This window comes from Corynebacterium sp. HMSC072G08 (assembly GCF_001809185.1).
Taxonomy (GTDB): Bacteria; Actinomycetota; Actinomycetes; order Mycobacteriales; family Mycobacteriaceae; genus Corynebacterium; species Corynebacterium phoceense.
On the sequence record NZ_KV796385.1, the window covers coordinates 1 to 17,304 of the forward strand.

Here is a 17,304-nt window from a genome sequence, read left to right on the forward strand (position 1 = left end):
CGTAGCGGACACACATTTTGCTACTTAGCCCTTTTTGTGCGCGGCGTGACACCGCGAAACCCCCAGCTAGAGAAGCTATCTAGGCTTTCTAGCTGGGGGTTTAGTGGAGCCGCCTGTGAGAATCGAACTCACGACCTTCTCATTACGAGTGAGATGCTCTACCGACTGAGCTAAGGCGGCACGCTGCATGTAACAGCGTGCATAAGCTTAGCGGACAACCGTCCCAGTTAAAAAATCGGGCCGGTCAACGGGCGCGGCAGGCTATGCGCAGGCGTCCTACCAGCCCGTTGAGCGCCATCGTGGGATCGAGGTTGACGAGCAAACGCTCGCGGCACAGGACAATGGCGTTCTGCGCCGCGACGAGGCCTTCCTCGCTCACGCGCGCGGCGAGATCGCCTGCGAGACCAAAGAAATCGGGGTGCGTGGCCTCCACCGCAGCGCCAACTTTAAGCATGAGCGCGTCGCGGTAGATACCCATGAGGTCAACCAAGGCGGTATCGAGCAAGTCGTATTGCGTACGCTTCTGGCGCGAGCGGCGCGCTGGCTCCCGTTTCTTGATCTCTTTCTTAATCTCGCTCTGCACCTTCGCCGCGCCCTTGCCCTTCGCGCCGGCGCCGAAGGCCATGGCGATTTCCTCGTCCTCCTTCGCGTTTTTGGCCTCGTTGATGGTCTTCGCCTCGTTGGTCACGTTGGTGATAAGCCGCGAGGCCGCGACAAAAGCGCCCGAGCCATGAAAGATGTCCTCGGCCAGGTTGATGGCCATGGTGCGGCGGCGCTGGGCGTCCGTATTCTGCACAAGCTGGCGTGCCCTGCCGACGTTGCGCAGGCTGGTGACGGCGGCGAGGCGGGCATCGGCAGGCGAGGCTCCTTCCGCAACGAGATCCTCGACGATCTGATCCACGGTCGGCGCAGGGATATAGAGGTGGCGGCAGCGCGAGCGCAGGGTCTGCGAGAAATCCTCCGGCGCCGTCGAGGGCGCGCACAAAATGAGTACCGTCGTCGACGAAGGCTCCTCGACGGTTTTGAGCAAGGAGTTGGCCGCGGAGTCCGTGAGACGATCCGCCTTGTCATAGATGACCACGCGCCACGGTGCGACGGTGGGACGCGTCGCGGCGTCACGGATCATGTCGCGCACGCCGTCGACGCCAATGGTGAGCCCCTCAGGGCGGATGAATACCAAGTCGGTGTGCCGTGGTTCCGGCCCAAGAATGCCGCGGCAGGTCTCGCACGTGCCGCAACCGCGACCGGGCTCCGCAGGACACATGAGCGCGGCCGCGAACGCCTGGGCCGCCAGCGCACGACCGGCGCCGGGCGGGCCGGTAAACAGCCAGGAATGCGTCATTGCACGAGGGTCGGTACCAGGCAAGCCATGCGCCGCGGCGGCCGCGGCGAGGATGGTGTCGCGGACCGAGGGGGCATCGGCAAGCCGGGCGGCGACAGAGAGATTTTCGGGGGAACTCACCCGCTCCAGCCTAGTAGAGTATGAAGTTATGAACAGACTCCTGCGCGCAGCCGGCTGGCTCCTGCACACCTCGTGGCCGAAATACGCGGCGCTGGTGCTGGGCGGCAATATCGCGGGAGCTATCGCCGTCATGCTGTTTGTGGTGGCGCTGCCCATGCCGGAAGTACGCGCATTCGCGGAACGCTTTGACAGCCTGTGGGCTATCGGCGTCGCTTACGTTGTCTTTGCCGTGCTCGTGGGCATGGTCGTGACGAGCTTTATTTTCCGGCCGGTCCTCGATTGGCAACGCAGTCCAGATACGCACGATCCCAACATGGTGCGCGGCTTGGTGCTGCGCATTCCTATCTATCAAGCGGGCGTGGCCGGACTCGTATGGGGCCTAGGCATCATGCTCACCGTCATCATTGCGGCGGCCGATTCCGGGCGGCTTGCGGTCATCATCGGGGTTTCGGGCGCGCTCGCGGCGATGATCGTCTGCCTACTCACGTACCTGCAGGCAGAGAACCTCGTGCGTCCCATCGCGGCGGAAGCGCTCGCCCGCCGCTTTGAGGACTCCACGCTCGAGCCGCCCGTGAAGTATCGCCTCATCACGGCATGGATCATGACCTCAGGCGTGCCGCTCGTGGGCATCATCTTGCTCATGAGGGCGCGCTACGCCGGGTGGTTTGATGGGGACCTCTCCATTCTTATCGCGGGCCTCGCCGCCGCCGCACTCATCACGGGTTTTGCCGGCACGTATTTTTCCATGCACTCCGTCGTCGACCCCATCCTCGAGCTCCAGGACGCCATCCGGCGCGTGCGCCTGGGCGACAAGGGCGTCCAGGTCGATATCTACGACGGCTCGGAGCTGGGCGTGCTGCAGGCCGGCTTCAACGAGATGATGAAGGGCCTGGCCGAGCGCCAGCGCGTGCGCGATATCTTCGGCCGCTACGTCGGCACCGAAGTCGCCCAGCGCGCGCTCGAGGAAAAGCCGCAGCTCGGCGGCGAGGACCGCAAGGTCGCCGTCATTTTCGTCGACGTCATCGGCTCGACCACCTTCGCGGTCAACCACACCCCGGAGGAGGTCGTGGAGGCGCTCAATGAGTTCTTTGAGCGCGTCGTGGCCGTCGTGCACCGTAACAAGGGCATCATCAACAAGTTTCAGGGCGACGCGGCCCTGGCCATCTTCGGCGCGCCACTCACGGTCTACGACTCCACGTCGCTGGCACTGCAGGCCGCGCGAGAGCTACGCCTGGAGCTGCGCGATCTGGAGCTGCAGGCAGGCATCGGCGTCGTGGCTGGCCACGTGGTCGCAGGTCACATCGGCGGCGCGGACCGCTTTGAGTACACCGTCATCGGCGACGCGGTAAACGAAGCCGCGCGCCTCACGGAGCTCGCCAAGGACACCCCGGGCCGCGTGCTCACCAACGCTGCCACGCTCAAGACCGCGAACGAGGCGGAACAAGCCCGCTGGACGCTCATGAAGTCCATCGAGCTGCGTGGCCGCCGCCGCATGACGCAGCTCGCGCGCCCCATTCGCGCGACGCTCGCGGACCGTTCCTAGCCCGCACGAGCTGCCAAAATCCCCGCCGCACTCGACCATTTTCTACCGTTTTGGCAAGCCGCATGCCACGACAGTTCCCCACTAATTAGGTATGCTTAACGGCCATGAGTGCCGATAACCAGCCTGCCGATGCCCCCACTCGCCCACCCCGCATGCTCGTCCCCGACGTCGCACGCGGACTCGCTTTGCTGGGCATTGCGCTCGCCAACGCACCCACGGCGTGGTTCCTCGATGACGACACGACGGAGCGCGCCGACTACTTTGGCGGCGCCGTCTCTAGCGCGGATGACGCCGCAGTCCTCTTCACAGCGGTGACTTCTCACGTGCGCGGGCTGCCCATGTTCTCCACGCTGTTGGGCTTTGGCGTGGGCCTTATCGTCATGAGCCTGTGGCGCCGCGGCTTTCCCGTGGGGCGCACGCGCGCGGTGGTCGTGCGCCGCTACGCCTTCCTCGCGCTCTTCGGTGCCCTCCACGGCATCGTCCTCTTCCATGGCGACATCATGTTCTTCTACGGTGTGGCCGGCATTGTGCTCGGTTTGATCTTCACGTGGACCGATAAGGTGCTCATGAGGGTCGCGTTAGGCATGCTGTGCTTCTGGACGCTCATGGGAGTGAGCATGTCCATCGGCGCGTTCTTTGAACCGGAAGCACTGGCGTTCGGCGGCGGCGCCTATACGCCTGCGGATACCTATCCCGCGATGCTCCTCAACAACCTGTCGTACTTCGCCTTCCAAGCCCTGTCCACCCCGTTCTTCCTCATCCAGCTCTTCCCGGTGATGATCATCGGCTTCGTGTGGGCGCGCCGCGGCACGCTCAGCGACGTCGCCGCGCACCGCCGTGAGCTTCTCATCTGGGCTGGCGTGGGCGTGGTCATCGCTGTGGGCATCGGCCTGCCCTGGGGCCTCAGCGCGCTCGGCATCGTCCCGGCAGACATGGAGCCGTTCTTTATGTTCCTCAACAATGCGCTGGGCGTTTTCACCGGCCCCGGCATCCTGGCTGCCCTCGCGCTTCTCATCGATGGCGTCCAGCGCCGCGTGTGGGACGGCGCCGCCGCACCCGCCTGGTTGTCCATCCCCGCAGCGCTGGGCAAGCGCTCCATGAGCGGCTACCTCGTGCAGTCCCTCCTCTTCTTCATCGTCGCCAGCCCCTTCCTCTTCGGGCTCGACCTTGACGCGTTTGGCATGTCGATCATCGCCTTCTTCATCTGGGCCGCCACACTCGTGGGTGCCGCCGTACTCGAGGCGCTGGACAAACAGGGCCCCTTCGAGCACCTGCACCGCCGCCTGTCCTACGGTCCGACGGGCCGCGCGGAGCTTAGCGCGCCAGGCCGCGCATAAGCAGTAGCTTTCCGATGCCCCGCGTGGCGACCTCTGCCGCGCCCGCCACGCGCCAGGTCTTCTTGTCATTCCGCTCGCGCCACGCACGCAAGAAAGTGAGCGCCTCCGAGGCTGCGAGCAGATTGGCACCGTGGCTCAGCCCCGCGGCGGCCGGGCTTTGTGCGCGCAGCATTCCGTCATTCGCGAGCGCGACGAGCACCGCCGTGGACAGCGCCCCCACGCCCGTGGCGGTGCGCAGCGGGCCATCACTCACTGCTGCCTTGGACAAGCCAATTGCAGCAACGAGACCACCCATGACGTAGCTCGCGGCGTCCCCGCGCGCGCCGCGCTGGCGCAGAAAGTTCGCATACGCGAGCTGACTGCTCACCACGCCGGCCGCGCCCCACGTCGTGGGATGGGCGAGGGAACGGTTCTTTTCTTCAACGCCGAGGCTCGCGGCCAATCCGGCGGCGACGATCTCCGGGTGGCGCTGCGGGTCCCCGTAGGCGGCGCCCACGGCGGCCGGCATGACGACCTCGATGGCACGCGTCCAGCGCCAGTCAAAGAGGCGGCCCCACGCGGGCAGCTCGATGGCGGCAAGTGCCGCGATCTTAGCGGGGCTGGTGAGAGCCTCCTCGAGCGCCGCGATGAGCGCTGCGACGCCCTCGTTGTTGCGGGCCCACAGGTCGGCCAGGACGGAGGAATTGGTGTTCTTCACGGTCATGACCGCCAGCCTACCGCGCAGCCACGACATGAGAGAGTGGGTCACCGCGGCACCGGTCGAAGACGCCAGCTGCGCGAAGAATTCAGAAGTATCTAGAAGCATCTAGAGGAATTTAGTTTTTTAGATAGTGCTAGATACTTCTAGATACTTTGAAATTCCGCAGGTCAAAGCGCCAGGATGAGAGCTCGCGAAGGACACGCGCGGGCACGCCGCCCACGACGGTATTCGCAGGGACGTCCTTGGTTACGACGGCGCGGGCGGCGATGACGGCGTTCTCGCCCACATGGATGTTCTTGCCAAAGTCGGCGGGAAGATGGTGAGCGAATCCGGAGCCGGGCGGCCGGTGAACTCGCCAAAGAGGGCGCGAACCTCCTCGGGCGCGTGAGAGCGGGAGTTGAGTTCCGCGCACACGCGCAGCGACTCTTGCGCCGCGACGTGCTGGAACTGCGCCTCGGGGCTACCAGCCGCGACGGGGCGGCCAGCGTCATCGTGGGCGAGAAAATCCTGTAATTCCATGACCTCCCAGACCACCCCGGCTAAGGTGACGGCTTACTTGGCAGCCTTGGTCGTCTTCTTCGTCGACTTTTTGGTTGCCTTCGAGGTCTTCTTGGTCGACTTCTTCGCAGCCTTGGAGGTCTTCTTGGCACCCTTCTTCGCCGCCTTCTTGCCAGCCTTCTTCGTGCCGCCGGCAGCTTCCTTAGCACGACGCTCGGAAAGTAGCTCGTTGGCGCGGGCATCCGTGAGCTTTTCCGGATCGTCGCCGCGGCGCAGCGAGGCGTTCGTCGTGCCATCGGTGACGTACGGGCCAAAGCGGCCGTCCTTGACGGTCATCGGCTTGCCGGACACATCGTTGTTACCCAGCTGCTTGAGTGGCGGCTGCGCGGCTTGGCGGCCACGACGCTTGGGCTCGGCGTAGATGCGGCGGGCCTCGTCGAGGGTGATGGTAAACAGCTGCTCCTCGTTCGCGAGCGAGCGGGAGTCGTTGCCCTTCTTCAGGTACGGACCGTAGCGGCCGTTCTGCGCGGTGATGACCTCGCCGTCGTCGTCCGTGCCCACCTCGCGCGGCAGGCTGAGCAGCTTGAGGGCTTCCTCGAGGGTGACGCTGGCGGGCTCCATGGAACTAAAGAGCGAGGCCGTGCCCGGCTTGAGCTTGTCGTCGATGTACTCGGCGACGCGCTTTTCTTTCTGCTTGGCGGCGGTCTTCGTCTCCCAGTTCTTGGCGCGCTTGCCCTCGGCGGCACGCTGAGCGTCCTCCTCAGCGCGCTCTTTGGCGACGATCTCCTCGGCTTCCTTCTCCGCGATGGCACGCTCGTCCTCGCGGACAACCTCGGTGACGTACGGGCCGAAGCGACCTTCCTTCGCCACGATCATGCGACCGTTGGCAGGGTTGGTGCCCAGCTCGCGGCCGCCCTGCGGCGTCGCGAAGAGCTTCTCGGCGAATTCCTCGGTGAGCTCGTCCGGGGTGACGGTCTCCGAGAGGTTCGCGCGCTGGTACTCGATGGTGCCGTCCGGGTTCGTGCCCACGGCGCGCTCGATATAGGGACCGTAGCGGCCGACGCGAACGAAGACGTCGCGACCCTCAGAGTCCGTGTAGAGCTTGAGCGAGTTCACCTGGCGGGCGTCAATGGCCTCAAGGTTAACGTCGATAAGCGACTTGAGGCCGCCGTGGCGCGCGATGGACGCGGCCTTTTCCTTGCTCGCCTCGGCGTTACCGAAGTAGAAACCGTTAAGCCACTCGGTGCGATCCTCGTTACCTGCGGCGATGGCGTCGAGCTCGTCCTCCATGGAGGACGTGAAGTCGTAGTCGACGAGCTCGCCAAAGTTGTTTTCCATCAGGCCGATGACGGCGAAGGCGACCCAGGACGGCACGAGCGCGTTGCCGCGCGAGAGCACGTAGCCGCGGTCCTGGATGGTCTTGATGATCGACGCATACGTCGACGGGCGGCCGATGCCCAATTCTTCCATCTTCTTCACCAGGCTGGCCTCGGTGTAGCGCGCCGGCGGATTGGTGGAGTGGCCGTCCGCGGTGACTTCCTTGGCACGGAGCTGGTCGCCCTCGTTCAAGTGCGGGAGGCGAGCCTCAGGCTCCTTGCCGCCCTTGCCCTTGCCATCCTTGGGCTTGGAGGGGGCATCGGCAAGCGCTTCGTACGCCTTGAGGAAGCCCGGGAAGGTGATGGTGCGGCCGGTGGCGGAGAACTCGACCTCTTCGCCAGTGGTCGATAGACCACTGATGGTGACCTTCATGGACGTGCCCTTGGCATCGGCCATCTGGCAGGCGACGGTGCGCTTCCAGATGAGGTCGTACAGCTTGAACTCCTCGGCGTCGAGCTGGCCCGCGAGCTGGCCCGGGGTCGCGAAATTCTCGCCGGCGGGGCGGATGGCCTCGTGGGCCTCCTGGGAGTTCTTCACCTTGCGGTCGTAGACACGCGGGGAATCCGCGACGTACTCAGCGCCGTAGATGCTCGAGGCCGCCGAACGTGCGGCGTTGAGGCCCTGCTGGGACAGCGCCGTGGAGTCGGTACGCATATAGGTAATGTGACCGTTCTCGTAGAGGCGCTGTGCGATGCGCATGGTGCGCTCCGAGGTGAAGTGCAGGCGGCGGCCGGCCTCCTGCTGGAGCGTCGAGGTCATAAACGGCGCATACGGCTTGCGGGTGTACGGCTTGTGCTCGACGTTGGCGACGTTCATGGTGCCGCCTTCAAGGCCCGCGGCGAGTTTTTCCGCCAGGGCCTTGTCCACGACGGTGACGTCGTCCGTCTTGAGCTGGCCACGATCGTCGAAGTCGCGGCCGAGCGCGACGCGGCGCCCTTCGACGGAGGTGAGGCGTGCCTCGAACTCCGTGGTGTCGCCGGACAGCGCGGCGAGCTTGGCGCCCAGGTCCCAATAGTCGGCGGAGATGAACGCCATGCGCTCGCGCTCACGCTCGACGATGACGCGGGTCGCAACGGACTGGACGCGGCCGGCGGACAGGCGCGGCATGACCTTCTTCCACAGCACCGGAGAGACCTCGTAGCCGTAGAGACGGTCAAGAATACGGCGGGTTTCCTGCGCGTCGATGAGGTTGACGTCTAGGTCACGGGTATTTTCCGCGGCTTCGAGGATGGCGGACTTGGTGATCTCGTTGAAGACCATGCGGCGCACCGGCACCTTGGGCTTGAGCACCTCGAGCAGGTGCCACGCGATGGCCTCGCCCTCGCGGTCCGGGTCTGTTGCGAGGTAGAGCTGGTCGCACTGCTTGAGCTTGGACTTAAGGTCCGCGACCTTCTTCTTCTTGTCTGGGGAGATGACGTAGAGCGGCGTGAAGTTGTCCTCGGGGTTGACGCCAAGGCGGGCCCAGGACTCTTTCTTATAGGCAGCCGGAACGTCGGCGGCACCGCGGGGAAGATCGCGGATGTGTCCGACGGAGGCCTCGACGATGTAGTGGTCGCCGAGATAAGGCTGAATCTTCTTCGCCTTCGTCGCCGACTCCACAATCACCAAGGTCTTTCCCTGGCCAGCTCCTGTTGCCACTTGTTGTTCATCCCTTTCGCTCGGACGCGCCGCCTTCTCCGTATGAAAAATCTTTAACAGTTTCCACCGAGAAAGGTCAATGGTTCCTTAGCGTACACATTTTCATAGCCGTGCAAACAATAGATCAAACAATACTGTATCTATTGGGTGCGCCACACTGTCCAACTGGACGCTCCCGCTCCCCTCCTAGGGGGAGAGTCCGAGCAACGAGAACCCGCCGCTCGGCACCGCGGACGCCGGTGGCTTCGGTGCCGCAGCATTTCCAGCCGTGCGCACCGGTGGCGGTGTTCTGGAAGCAGTGGCGTGCGGTGAGCACCCACCGATCGTTGAGGAGAGAACCGGTGCACGCCGCGCGCCCCGGGTAGCGCGTGGCACCCAGGAGGACCTGGGAGGTGACCGAGTACATGGCCGGCGCGTTATGTCTCACCCCGCCCCGGGCGTCAAGCCCCGACGCGGCACCCAGCACGGCTGCCGACACGGCGCTTACCTGCGCGAGAACGCCCGCGCGTGTGGCGCGTGTATTCTGCTGGGATAGGTCACGCGGCACTCGGCCGGCGTAGAAGCAGACGTAAAGGAGCGACATGGTCGACGCAGTCATGGGGTGGATTGAAACCCTCATGCTCACCGAGTGGATCTATCCCATCGTCGGCTCCATGATCTTCCTCGACTGTTTCATTCCCGTCATGCCCTCCGAGGTCCCGCTCAACATGGTGGGCGCGTGGGCCGGCTCGCAGGGCGTGCCGCACATCCCGACCATGTTCTTCGTCGCGGTGGGCTGCGCCATGCTGGGCGATAACCTCTGTTACGCCTTGGGCGGGCGGCTCATGCCACTCATCAACCGCGCGCAGAAGGGCTCCAAGCCTTATGAGGCGCTCCAGTGGGCTAAGCGCAATATGCGCCGCGGTGCCGGTGCCGCCATCATCATCGCGCGTTTTATCCCCTCGGCCCGCCTGTTTATGACGATCTTCCTCGGCGCCATGCGCTACTCGTGGCCGATGTTCTTCTTCTTCGACACCATCGGCGTCATGCTCTGGGCCGCCCAGGCGCTGGCCGTGGGCTACCTCGGCGGCGTCCTCTTCGGAGGCAATCCCGCCATCGCCATGATCATCTCCATCATCGCCGCCTTCGCCTTGGGCTGGGCGCTACAGAAGGCCCAGAATTCCATCGCCAACTGGTGGGACACGCGCCGTGGCTTCGCGGAGACGCCCTAAACGACAACAACCGCCCTCCCCGAAGGGAAGGCGGTTGTTGTCAAAGAGTCTTAGAGCGCGGTGACGTTCTGAGCCTGCGGGCCCTTCTGGCCCTCGCCCACCTCGAACTCAACCTTCTGGTTCTCTTCGAGGGAGCGGAAGCCCTTGCCCTGGATCTCGGAGTAGTGGACGAAGACGTCAGCAGAGCCGTCGTCCGGCGCGATGAAGCCAAAGCCCTTCTCTGCGTTGAACCACTTTACAGTTCCCTGTGCCATAATATTTTCCTTCTTTCGGAATGGGTGAAACCGGTCGACGCCGAACTCCCGAATTCCGGGTGCTCGCCTTTGTGAAGCCTTTTACCTGCGAGCACTTATTACAACACTGCACTTAAAGGGGCGTCAGCCTTATGCCCTAGTGTGCCAGGTTATGGGCTACAGCGATAGGCTAAGGGAAGATTAATGGACAAAAGGGGGTGGCATGACGGCTTCTAACCCGCTCGGTGACGAGCTCATGGCCCTGCTCACAGCACGTTTTCCCGAATCCGAGGCTACCCACGTCGAAACTCTGCCGCCGCGAGAATCACAGCATGCGGCCTGGCCCAGCTGGGTCCTTCCGGCGCTCCGAGCAAAGCTTGTCGATGCCTCCATTTCCGCACCGTATGCTCACCAAGCTCAGCTTGCCGATGCCGCCTGGGCCGGCCGCGATGCCGTCATCGCCACTGGCACATCCTCGGGCAAGTCCCTGGGCTACCAGCTCCCCATCTTGACGCGCTTAGCGGAGGATTCCACGACCTGCGCGCTCTACCTCACGCCCACCAAGGCGCTGGGCTCAGACCAGCTCCATGCCGTGATGAACCTCGTCCAGGGCATCCCGGAGCTGCGCGGCGTGGCACCCGCGCCCTATGACGGGGATACCCCGCAGGAGGCCCGCGCTGGCATTCGCGACCACTCGCGGTTTATCTTTACGAACCCGGACATGCTCCACATGTCCCTGCTCGCCGCGCACCAACGCTGGGCGCGCGTGCTGCGCCATCTCGAGTTCATCGTCATCGACGAATGCCACTCCTACCGCGGGGTCTTCGGCGCGAATGTCGCGCTCGTGCTCCGCCGTCTGCTGCGACTGTGCGAGCACTACGGTGCGCACCCCGTCGTGTTGCTCGCTTCGGCGACGATGAAGGACCCGGCGCGCCACGCCGCGCGCCTTACGGGGCGTCCCGCCGCGGACTTCGTGGAGGTCACCGAGGACGGTGCGCCCACGGGCGCACGCACCGTCGCGCTCTGGGAGCCGGGGTTCGTTGAGGGCGCCGAGGGCCAGAACGGCGCACCCGTGCGCCGCGCCGCGACGACGGAGGCGGCCGGAATCATGGCCACACTCATCGCGGAAGGCGCGCGCACGCTCACCTTCGTGCGCTCGCGACGCAACGCGGAGATGGTCTCGTTGCGCACGCAGGAGGAACTCTCCGGACGCCTGGGCCGGCCGGACTTCGCACAGCGCATCGCCGCCTACCGCGCGGGCTACCTGGCCGAAGACCGCCGCGCGTTGGAAAAGTCCCTCGACGATGGCTCGCTGCTGGGCGTGGCGACGACGTCGGCGCTCGAGTTGGGCATCGACGTGGGCGGCCTCGATGCCGTCGTCACCGCGGGCTTCCCGGGCACGGTGGCGAGTTTTTGGCAGCAGGCCGGCCGCGCCGGACGCCGCGGCCAGGGCTCCCTCGTGGTCCTCGTCGCGCGCGATGAGCCGATGGATACCTACCTCGTCCACCACCCAGAGGCGCTGCTCGGACGCCCCGTGGAGGCGAGCGTCTTCAATCCTGAGAATCCGTATATCCTCTACGGCCACGTCTACTGCGCGGCCATCGAAAAGCCTCTCCAACCCGCGGATATCGAGGCGTGGGGCGCAGAGGGCGTTGTCCGCGCGCTCGAAGCCGACGGGCTCATTCGCCGCCGCGAGCGCGGCTGGTTCGCCGTACCCTTGCCGGCCGGATCCTCGCCGGTGACCCCGGAGAACGCCCACGCGCAGGTCTCGCTGCGCGGCGGCTCAGGCGAGGAAGTCATGATCGTCGACCACACCACGGGCCGGTTGCTCGGCACCATCGACGCCGCCCGCGCCGCTGGCCAGGTCCATCCCGGCGCGGTCTACTTGCACCTGGGAGAGTCCTACGTGGTCGACGAACTCGACTTCGGCAATTACGTGGCGCTCGTGCATCCGGAGATCCCGAATTACACGACGCAGCCGCGCTCGACGACGGATATCCGGATTCTCTCGCAGGCCGATGGTCTCGTGAATTACTCACCTGGCCTGTGGGTCGCCAACCTCGAGGTCGAGGTCACCGATGCCGTGACCGGCTATCAGGTGCGTTTCCCCGATGGAACGGTGGGCGACGACATCCCGCTCGACATGCCGGAGCAGACCCTGCGCACGCGCGCAGTGGCCTACACCATCGATCCGCTGGTGCTCGCGGAGCTGGGTATCAACGCCGCCGCCATCCCCGGCACGCTGCACGCGGCGGAGCACGCCGCCATTGGTCTGCTGCCGCTCATCGCGACGTGCGACCGCTGGGACATCGGCGGCGTGTCCACGGCACTGCACATGGACACGCAGCTGCCCACGGTCTTCGTCTACGACGGCCACCCCGGCGGCGCGGGCTTCGCGGATGAGGGCTTCCGCCGCTTCCCCGAGTGGATCGAGGCCACCTACGAGGCCGTGCGCTCCTGCCCGTGCGAGTCCGGCTGTCCCTCGTGCGTCCAGTCGCCCAAGTGCGGCAACGGCAACAACCCGCTCGATAAGGCGGGCGCCATCGAGCTGCTTGGTGCCTTGGTCGCCATGACAGCCAACGGGCCTGTCGAGCCCGAGCCGGTCGATGAGGCACCGCCTGAGGACTAGCCGCGAGGCCGGGTTTTAGAGCGGCCCGGCACGAGCACGCGCCTCGGAGCCGCGCACGGTCGCGGTGAGCACGACGTCCGCGCCCTCCACTGCGCACACGGCAATCCTCGCGCCGTTGCGCTCGGCGATATCCGCGGCGACCGCGCAGCCATCCTCGCCGCGATAGACGGCAAAGGCCCCGGCCACCGCAGCGACATCGGCGGCGACCTGGGCCTCATGACGTGCAACGACGACGGAGGCGAGGCCCGCCACGGTGAGCAGCAGACCCGTGAGCGCCGCGATGACGCCCGCCGTGACGACGCTCGCTGAGCCGCGATCGTCCGCCAGGATGTCGCGCCACTTCACGGCGCCTCCTGTGGGAAGACCGCGGTGGCGCTCACCTCGCCCAGCGGCGCCGGGATGGTGGCCGTGACTGTCATGAATCCACCCGCTTCCGAGGTCGCGATGGTGCCCCGCGTTGGCTCGAATTCCAGCCCGATGGCCACCGAACGCGCGGCTGCGCCAGCGGTGTCCACGGCGGCGAGATACGAGCCCAGCGTGGCGATGGCACCGACGAGGGCGATGAGCACGATGACCAGGCTCGACATGCCGAGAGCGGCCTCGACGCTCACCGAGCCACGGTCACTCGTGAGCAGCGCTGCGAGGCGGATCTTCACACGGTCACGGCGTGCCATTAGCCGGGGGTGTTGCTCAGGGCATCGGTGAGGATGGATTCGAACGCCTCGCTCACCCCGCCATTATTAATGACGAGGTAGAGCACCCCGGCGAGTGCTGCCGCGGCGACTGACCCCATGGCATATTCGATGGTCGACATTCCCTGGTCGTTGCCAAGCAGAGCGCGCACGCGGCGGTGTACTGCCTGACGGATTCGGACGTGATGGTTCAACATGATGGATTCCTTATTCGATGAGTTGGTGTGTGATGGGTTGGTTGTTTAGAGCATCTGCGCGCTGAGACTCACCACGATGGGCACGAGCCCCAGCACGATAAAAGCGGGTAAGAAACACAGCGCGAGCGGGAGGGAGATGAGCACTCCGGCGCGCTCGGCGCGAGCGGTGGCGGCATCGGCGGCATCGGCACGCAATGCCGCCGCCAGCCGCGTGCATCCTGGTACGATGGATGCACCTGAGTTCTGCGACATGACCACGAGCCCCGCCAGCTCCTCGAGCCCCGGGACGGCACGCAGCGGTTCCCATGCGCGCGCCGCCGGAACGCCCAGGCCCAGGCGGGCTGCCGTCGCTGTCCATGCGGATCGCGCGGCAGGGTGTGCCACGGTGGCGACCGCAGCCGCGGCCCCGGCTGGGCCCAACCCGGCGCGCAGGCACGCCGCGAAGAGTTCGATGTCGAAGGCCGCCCCGATATGGTCAGGTGTCGGTTGCGAAGCGAAGCGCCGTATCCACGCCGGGCCATCTCGTGGTCGCTTGGGGTTAGACCGCGCGGCATCCTCGACGGTGAGCGCCAAAGCCGCGGCAGCGAGGAGGATAAAGCTCAGCGTCATGACGCCGCCTTCCGCAGGAGTGTGCGCGACCAGATAAAGCCGCCACATACGAGGGCCACGCCGACGACGAGGAGGATGCCGCCGAGCCCACCGCCGAGAAGGAACCCCAAGGGATTGGCACCCATGACAACGCCCATGCCGATGCCCGCGAGCGGCAGACACGTGAGCACCACCGCGGTGGACTGCGGTCCCTGGAGTTGCGCCGTCGTCGCAGCAGCATGGCGGCGCCGAGCATCGAGGCGTTGTTGGGCGCGCTCTGCTAGCTCCGCGAGCGGGATGCCGTGGCGCTCCCCCAGCTCGACGAGATCCGCAAACTCGGTCACTGGACCGTCCTTGTCTTCCCCGGCGCGCAGCGACTGGGAGACGGTGCCGCCCCGCACAGCGACATAGCCTGCGGTGCGCAACACGCGGCGAAGAGCACCGGCGGTCTCGGGCAACCGATCTGCTGCGTGGACGAGCGCGAAAGGAAAGCTGCTCCCTGCGCGCAGCTCTGCCGTGACAGTGCCCAGGTAGCCCGCCATGGTCTCTTCCGTCCGCCGCTGCGCGCGGGTCCGCACGATATCGCGGACGACCCAGGCGGTAGTCGCACCGGCCATGAGCAGAGCAGCGACGATGCTCAGCCGGCCGAGTGCCACAGCCAGTCCCACCATGCCTACTGTCGCCGGAATGAGGACGAGCCGCAGGCTGCGTGTAGGGTGCGCGCCGGGACGCTCAGCCGTTCCCGGCGCGCCCACTGCGACGGCCGCGGCAGCACACAACAACGCGATAGTCATGGCGCCTCCTTGTGCGCGCCGTCCACGAGGCGAAGGAAATCCTCGAAGCCCGGCTGCGGTCCCTCGGAAGAACTCCACACCACCTGGGCGGTGACAGGATTGCCGGTGAGCAGCCCAATCTGCGCGATCTCCCGTACCCCGTCCGCGCGACGATGCATAGCCAGCACCACGTGGACGGCGGCGGCGAGCTGGGAGTGCAAGCCCACGCGGTCGAGACCACCCAGCGCAGCGAGAGCTTCCATGCGCGCCGGGACCTCGTGGAGCGAGTTGGCATGCAAGGTGCCGGCGCCGCCATCGTGCCCCGTGTTGAGGGCCGCGAGCAGGTCAACAACCTCGGCGCCGCGAATCTCACCGACCACGATACGGTCGGGTCGCATGCGCAGCGCCTGCCTGAGCAGCAGCGACATGGAAATTTCACCGCGCCCTTCCGCGTTGGCGCGCCGGGCTACAAGGCTCACCACATGCGGATGCTGCGGCGCAAGTTCCGTCGTGTCCTCAATGATGAGCACGCGTTCGGTCGCCGGAGCTTGTGCGAGCAGCGCGGAAAGCAGCGTGGTCTTACCCGAGCCTGTGCCGCCGATGACGAGAAAAGACACACGGGCGGCGACGAGCTCGCGGAGGTGCACCGCAATGTCGCTGGGCACAGCGCCGCGCTCGACGAGCGAGTCGAGGCTCACCTGAGCCTGGCGTAGAAGGCGCAGGCTCAGATGCGGGCCGCCCACCGCTGGTGGCGACAGCAACGCGTGGATGCGCACCATCGTGCCGTCGGGGCGAGGAAGCCGGCCATCGGCGCACGGCTGTGCATCATCGAGGCGCGCACCCGCCGCGATGGCCAACCGCGTAGCGAGGCGCCGGAGCTCTTCTTCGTCGGAAAAGCGCACGGAGCTGAGCTCTAACCCGGAACCGCGGTCGATAAAGACGCGCTCAGGCCCATTGACCACAACGTCAGTGACCGCTGGCTGCGCGAGCAGCGGCTCGAGGACACCGAGCCCTGCAGTGTCGTGCCGGAGCGTTCGGAGAATATCGAGCAGATCGACGTCCGAGATAACTCCTGCCTCGGCGCGCACGCGGCGGGCGAGCGCGGCAGCATCGTGCGCAAGGTCTGGTTCAGCCGCGAGGATGTGCTGGAGGCGCTCCGACAACTCGGAAGGGGTCGTTATCTGGCCGTGGCCGCTCGCGGTCTCCGCTCCGACCGACCCCGCGCGCTGGGTCCACGTACTCATGCCACGCCCCGCTCATCCCAGGGATCCTCGACCCAGCCGAGGTCCTCAATGACGCGTTCACATGCCTGCCGCAGTGGCCGTGGCAGCTCTAAAGGCAAGCCGCCAAGCTCCATGTCGCGGGCGAGGCGACGCAGGTGCGGCAGCTCCGCCACAATGTCGGCATGGATGATCTTCTCCACGTCCGAGGTAGCCAGCGAAGACCAACCGCGGTGCCGGAGGACGACACTCACGGGGATGCCGTGGGCTGCGCATCGCGCCGTAATCTGCGCCGCCGCGGCCGCAGCTCGGACCTCAGCCGGCACAACAATGACGATGTGGTCGACATGGTCGTACCACCCTGCCCCAAAGAAGGCGGCGGGTCCCGCCCCGCCGTCGAGGACGACGCGATGACTCTGCAGCGACTCCAGAACTGCCGTGAGGGTTTCGTCGCTCAGCTCAAAGGGATCGTTCACGCCACTGCGCGTTCCCGAGACAAGGCGAATCCCGTCGGCGGTGACGGGCAGAGCCGCAAGCAGATCCGCGGCGTCGAGTTGCCCTGGGCCTAGGTGCAGTTCCGGCCACCGCACGCCCGGCGTTTCTTCAGCGCCGAGGACCAGGTCGAGGCCTCCTGCGCGAGGGTCGCCATCGATAAGCACGGTTGCTTCGAGGGTGCGTGCCAAGCCAGCTGCAAACGTCGACGTTCCTGCGCCGCCCGTCGCGCCAACGACGGCGACGCATCTCCCGCTCACCGACGCCGGTGCAAGCAATTCCCCCGCAGTGCTCAGTGCCGCGAGAAGGTCGCGCGACTCGGCGGGGAGGAGAAAGGCCTGCGCAGCATGCGCCCGCAAGGCGGCTTCGAAGTCGATCGGGCCTGGGTCAGCCGCGACGAAGAAGATGTCGCGGGCGCGACCGCACGCCGCAACGTGGCTGGCCGTTGTGCGGTCGGTAATGACGGCACGCGCTCGTGGTACGTGGCGGGCGATATCGCGCGGGTCGTCACACGTGATGACGTCGAGACCCGTCGCTGCCGCCGCGTGGGTGGCCTCCGGTCCGACGACGGGGTCAGTTACAGCAATGAGGATGAAATCGTTCATGCCTTTCACTCAACGCAGGGCGCCGAGTTTCGACAAGGGTGTGCAGGTCAGCCTGTGGATAACCCCCTGTTTTCTTGCCAAATAAATTGTGCAATTGTCAGCACTGTGG

Annotated in this window: 17 protein-coding genes and 1 tRNA gene; 4 read left to right on the forward strand and 14 right to left on the reverse strand. The window is 65.9% G+C overall.

Going from position 1 to position 17,304, the window contains the following annotated elements:
- Positions 1-104: 104 nt before the first annotated feature.
- Both HMPREF2559_RS01090 and HMPREF2559_RS01095 read right to left on the reverse strand, forming a co-directional pair.
- Positions 105-180 (reverse strand) — tRNA-Thr (locus HMPREF2559_RS01090).
- Positions 181-244: 64 nt separating this feature from the next.
- The gene (locus HMPREF2559_RS01095; protein ID WP_246818444.1) at positions 245-1,462 is read right to left on the reverse strand and encodes a DNA polymerase III subunit delta'; all 1,218 of its coding nucleotides are present in this window, start codon (positions 1,460-1,462) and stop codon (positions 245-247) included.
- Positions 1,463-1,490: 28 nt separating this feature from the next.
- Between HMPREF2559_RS01095 and HMPREF2559_RS01100 the strand changes: the two genes are divergently transcribed.
- A complete protein-coding gene (locus tag HMPREF2559_RS01100; RefSeq protein ID WP_066509924.1) occupies positions 1,491-3,005 on the forward strand; it encodes an adenylate/guanylate cyclase domain-containing protein in 1,515 nt (504 codons plus the stop codon).
- A gap of 104 nt (positions 3,006-3,109) precedes the next feature.
- Positions 3,110-4,342, forward strand: a complete 1,233-nt coding sequence (locus HMPREF2559_RS01105; protein ID WP_070736320.1) for a DUF418 domain-containing protein — start codon at positions 3,110-3,112, stop codon at positions 4,340-4,342.
- On the opposite strand, the gene HMPREF2559_RS01110 is transcribed toward HMPREF2559_RS01105, so the two are convergent.
- From HMPREF2559_RS01110 to HMPREF2559_RS13455, 4 genes are all read right to left on the reverse strand, one after another.
- Positions 4,320-5,147 carry a hypothetical protein gene (locus tag HMPREF2559_RS01110; RefSeq protein ID WP_070539257.1) on the reverse strand — a complete coding sequence of 276 codons (828 nt, stop codon included), beginning with the start codon at positions 5,145-5,147 and terminating at the stop codon, positions 4,320-4,322. The genes HMPREF2559_RS01105 and HMPREF2559_RS01110 overlap by 23 nt on opposite strands.
- A gap of 141 nt (positions 5,148-5,288) precedes the next feature.
- On the reverse strand, positions 5,289-5,561 hold the full coding sequence (locus HMPREF2559_RS01115; protein WP_197418392.1) for a hypothetical protein: 273 nt from the start codon (positions 5,559-5,561) through the stop codon (positions 5,289-5,291).
- Positions 5,562-5,594: 33 nt separating this feature from the next.
- Positions 5,595-8,555: a type I DNA topoisomerase gene (gene topA / locus HMPREF2559_RS01120; protein WP_066509928.1), complete on the reverse strand. Its 2,961-nt coding sequence runs from the start codon at positions 8,553-8,555 to the stop codon at positions 5,595-5,597.
- Positions 8,556-8,679: 124 nt separating this feature from the next.
- Entirely contained in the window at positions 8,680-9,174 is a 495-nt protein-coding gene (locus HMPREF2559_RS13455) for a trypsin-like serine protease (RefSeq protein WP_083297741.1), read from the reverse strand.
- Here HMPREF2559_RS13455 and HMPREF2559_RS01125 point away from each other — a divergent pair.
- Positions 9,137-9,766, forward strand: coding sequence for a DedA family protein (locus HMPREF2559_RS01125; protein WP_066489423.1), 630 nt, complete (start codon positions 9,137-9,139; stop codon positions 9,764-9,766). The two genes, HMPREF2559_RS13455 and HMPREF2559_RS01125, sit on opposite strands and share 38 nt — an antisense overlap.
- A 50-nt stretch (positions 9,767-9,816) precedes the next feature.
- Here the strand turns inward: HMPREF2559_RS01125 and HMPREF2559_RS01130 are convergent, their stop codons facing one another.
- Positions 9,817-10,020, reverse strand: coding sequence for a transcription antiterminator/RNA stability regulator CspE (locus tag HMPREF2559_RS01130; RefSeq protein WP_066489419.1), 204 nt, complete (start codon positions 10,018-10,020; stop codon positions 9,817-9,819).
- Between the two features lie 202 nt (positions 10,021-10,222).
- Here HMPREF2559_RS01130 and HMPREF2559_RS01135 point away from each other — a divergent pair, with 202 nt between their 5' ends.
- Positions 10,223-12,628, forward strand: a complete 2,406-nt coding sequence (locus HMPREF2559_RS01135) for a DEAD/DEAH box helicase (protein WP_066489416.1) — start codon at positions 10,223-10,225, stop codon at positions 12,626-12,628.
- A gap of 15 nt (positions 12,629-12,643) precedes the next feature.
- Here HMPREF2559_RS01135 and HMPREF2559_RS01140 read toward each other — a convergent pair whose 3' ends face one another.
- From HMPREF2559_RS01140 to ssd, 7 genes are read right to left on the reverse strand one after another with little or no spacing between them, the layout of a single operon-like run.
- Positions 12,644-12,973, reverse strand: coding sequence for an Rv3654c family TadE-like protein (locus HMPREF2559_RS01140; protein WP_066489413.1), 330 nt, complete (start codon positions 12,971-12,973; stop codon positions 12,644-12,646).
- Entirely contained in the window at positions 12,970-13,302 is a 333-nt protein-coding gene (locus tag HMPREF2559_RS01145) for a hypothetical protein (RefSeq protein ID WP_066489411.1), read from the reverse strand. Before HMPREF2559_RS01145 ends, HMPREF2559_RS01140 begins: the two co-directional genes overlap by 4 nt.
- On the reverse strand, positions 13,302-13,517 hold the full coding sequence (locus HMPREF2559_RS01150) for a DUF4244 domain-containing protein (RefSeq protein WP_066489406.1): 216 nt from the start codon (positions 13,515-13,517) through the stop codon (positions 13,302-13,304). Before HMPREF2559_RS01150 ends, HMPREF2559_RS01145 begins: the two co-directional genes overlap by 1 nt.
- A 45-nt stretch (positions 13,518-13,562) precedes the next feature.
- Positions 13,563-14,126 carry a type II secretion system F family protein gene (locus tag HMPREF2559_RS01155; RefSeq protein WP_070539261.1) on the reverse strand — a complete coding sequence of 188 codons (564 nt, stop codon included), beginning with the start codon at positions 14,124-14,126 and terminating at the stop codon, positions 13,563-13,565.
- On the reverse strand, positions 14,123-14,899 hold the full coding sequence (locus tag HMPREF2559_RS01160; RefSeq protein ID WP_066489398.1) for a type II secretion system F family protein: 777 nt from the start codon (positions 14,897-14,899) through the stop codon (positions 14,123-14,125). The genes HMPREF2559_RS01155 and HMPREF2559_RS01160 overlap by 4 nt, the downstream gene beginning before the upstream one ends.
- Positions 14,896-16,059 (reverse strand): TadA family conjugal transfer-associated ATPase, encoded by a 1,164-nt coding sequence (locus tag HMPREF2559_RS01165; protein WP_070539289.1) that lies wholly within the window; start codon positions 16,057-16,059, stop codon positions 14,896-14,898. Before HMPREF2559_RS01165 ends, HMPREF2559_RS01160 begins: the two co-directional genes overlap by 4 nt.
- 59 nt (positions 16,060-16,118) lie before the next feature.
- Positions 16,119-17,195 (reverse strand): septum site-determining protein Ssd, encoded by a 1,077-nt coding sequence (gene ssd, locus HMPREF2559_RS01170; protein ID WP_066489396.1) that lies wholly within the window; start codon positions 17,193-17,195, stop codon positions 16,119-16,121.
- Positions 17,196-17,304 lie beyond the last annotated feature (109 nt).

Coding starts and splice junctions, on each gene's coding strand:
- HMPREF2559_RS01145 (WP_066489411.1), bottom strand. CDS start 13,302: ATGGCACGCCGTGACCGTGTGAAGATCCGCCTCGCAGCGCTGCTCACG.
- HMPREF2559_RS01155 (WP_070539261.1), bottom strand. CDS start 14,126: ATGACGCTGAGCTTTATCCTCCTCGCTGCCGCGGCTTTGGCGCTCACC.
- HMPREF2559_RS01110 (WP_070539257.1), bottom strand. CDS start 5,147: ATGCTTCTAGATACTTCTGAATTCTTCGCGCAGCTGGCGTCTTCGACC.
- ssd (WP_066489396.1), bottom strand. CDS start 17,195: ATGAACGATTTCATCCTCATTGCTGTAACTGACCCCGTCGTCGGACCG.
- HMPREF2559_RS01105 (WP_070736320.1), top strand. CDS start 3,110: ATGAGTGCCGATAACCAGCCTGCCGATGCCCCCACTCGCCCACCCCGC.
- HMPREF2559_RS01135 (WP_066489416.1), top strand. CDS start 10,223: ATGACGGCTTCTAACCCGCTCGGTGACGAGCTCATGGCCCTGCTCACA.
- HMPREF2559_RS01160 (WP_066489398.1), bottom strand. CDS start 14,899: ATGACTATCGCGTTGTTGTGTGCTGCCGCGGCCGTCGCAGTGGGCGCG.
- HMPREF2559_RS01100 (WP_066509924.1), top strand. CDS start 1,491: ATGAACAGACTCCTGCGCGCAGCCGGCTGGCTCCTGCACACCTCGTGG.
- HMPREF2559_RS01150 (WP_066489406.1), bottom strand. CDS start 13,517: ATGTTGAACCATCACGTCCGAATCCGTCAGGCAGTACACCGCCGCGTG.
- HMPREF2559_RS01130 (WP_066489419.1), bottom strand. CDS start 10,020: ATGGCACAGGGAACTGTAAAGTGGTTCAACGCAGAGAAGGGCTTTGGC.
- HMPREF2559_RS13455 (WP_083297741.1), bottom strand. CDS start 9,174: ATGAGGGTTTCAATCCACCCCATGACTGCGTCGACCATGTCGCTCCTT.
- HMPREF2559_RS01115 (WP_197418392.1), bottom strand. CDS start 5,561: ATGGAATTACAGGATTTTCTCGCCCACGATGACGCTGGCCGCCCCGTC.
- HMPREF2559_RS01125 (WP_066489423.1), top strand. CDS start 9,137: ATGGTCGACGCAGTCATGGGGTGGATTGAAACCCTCATGCTCACCGAG.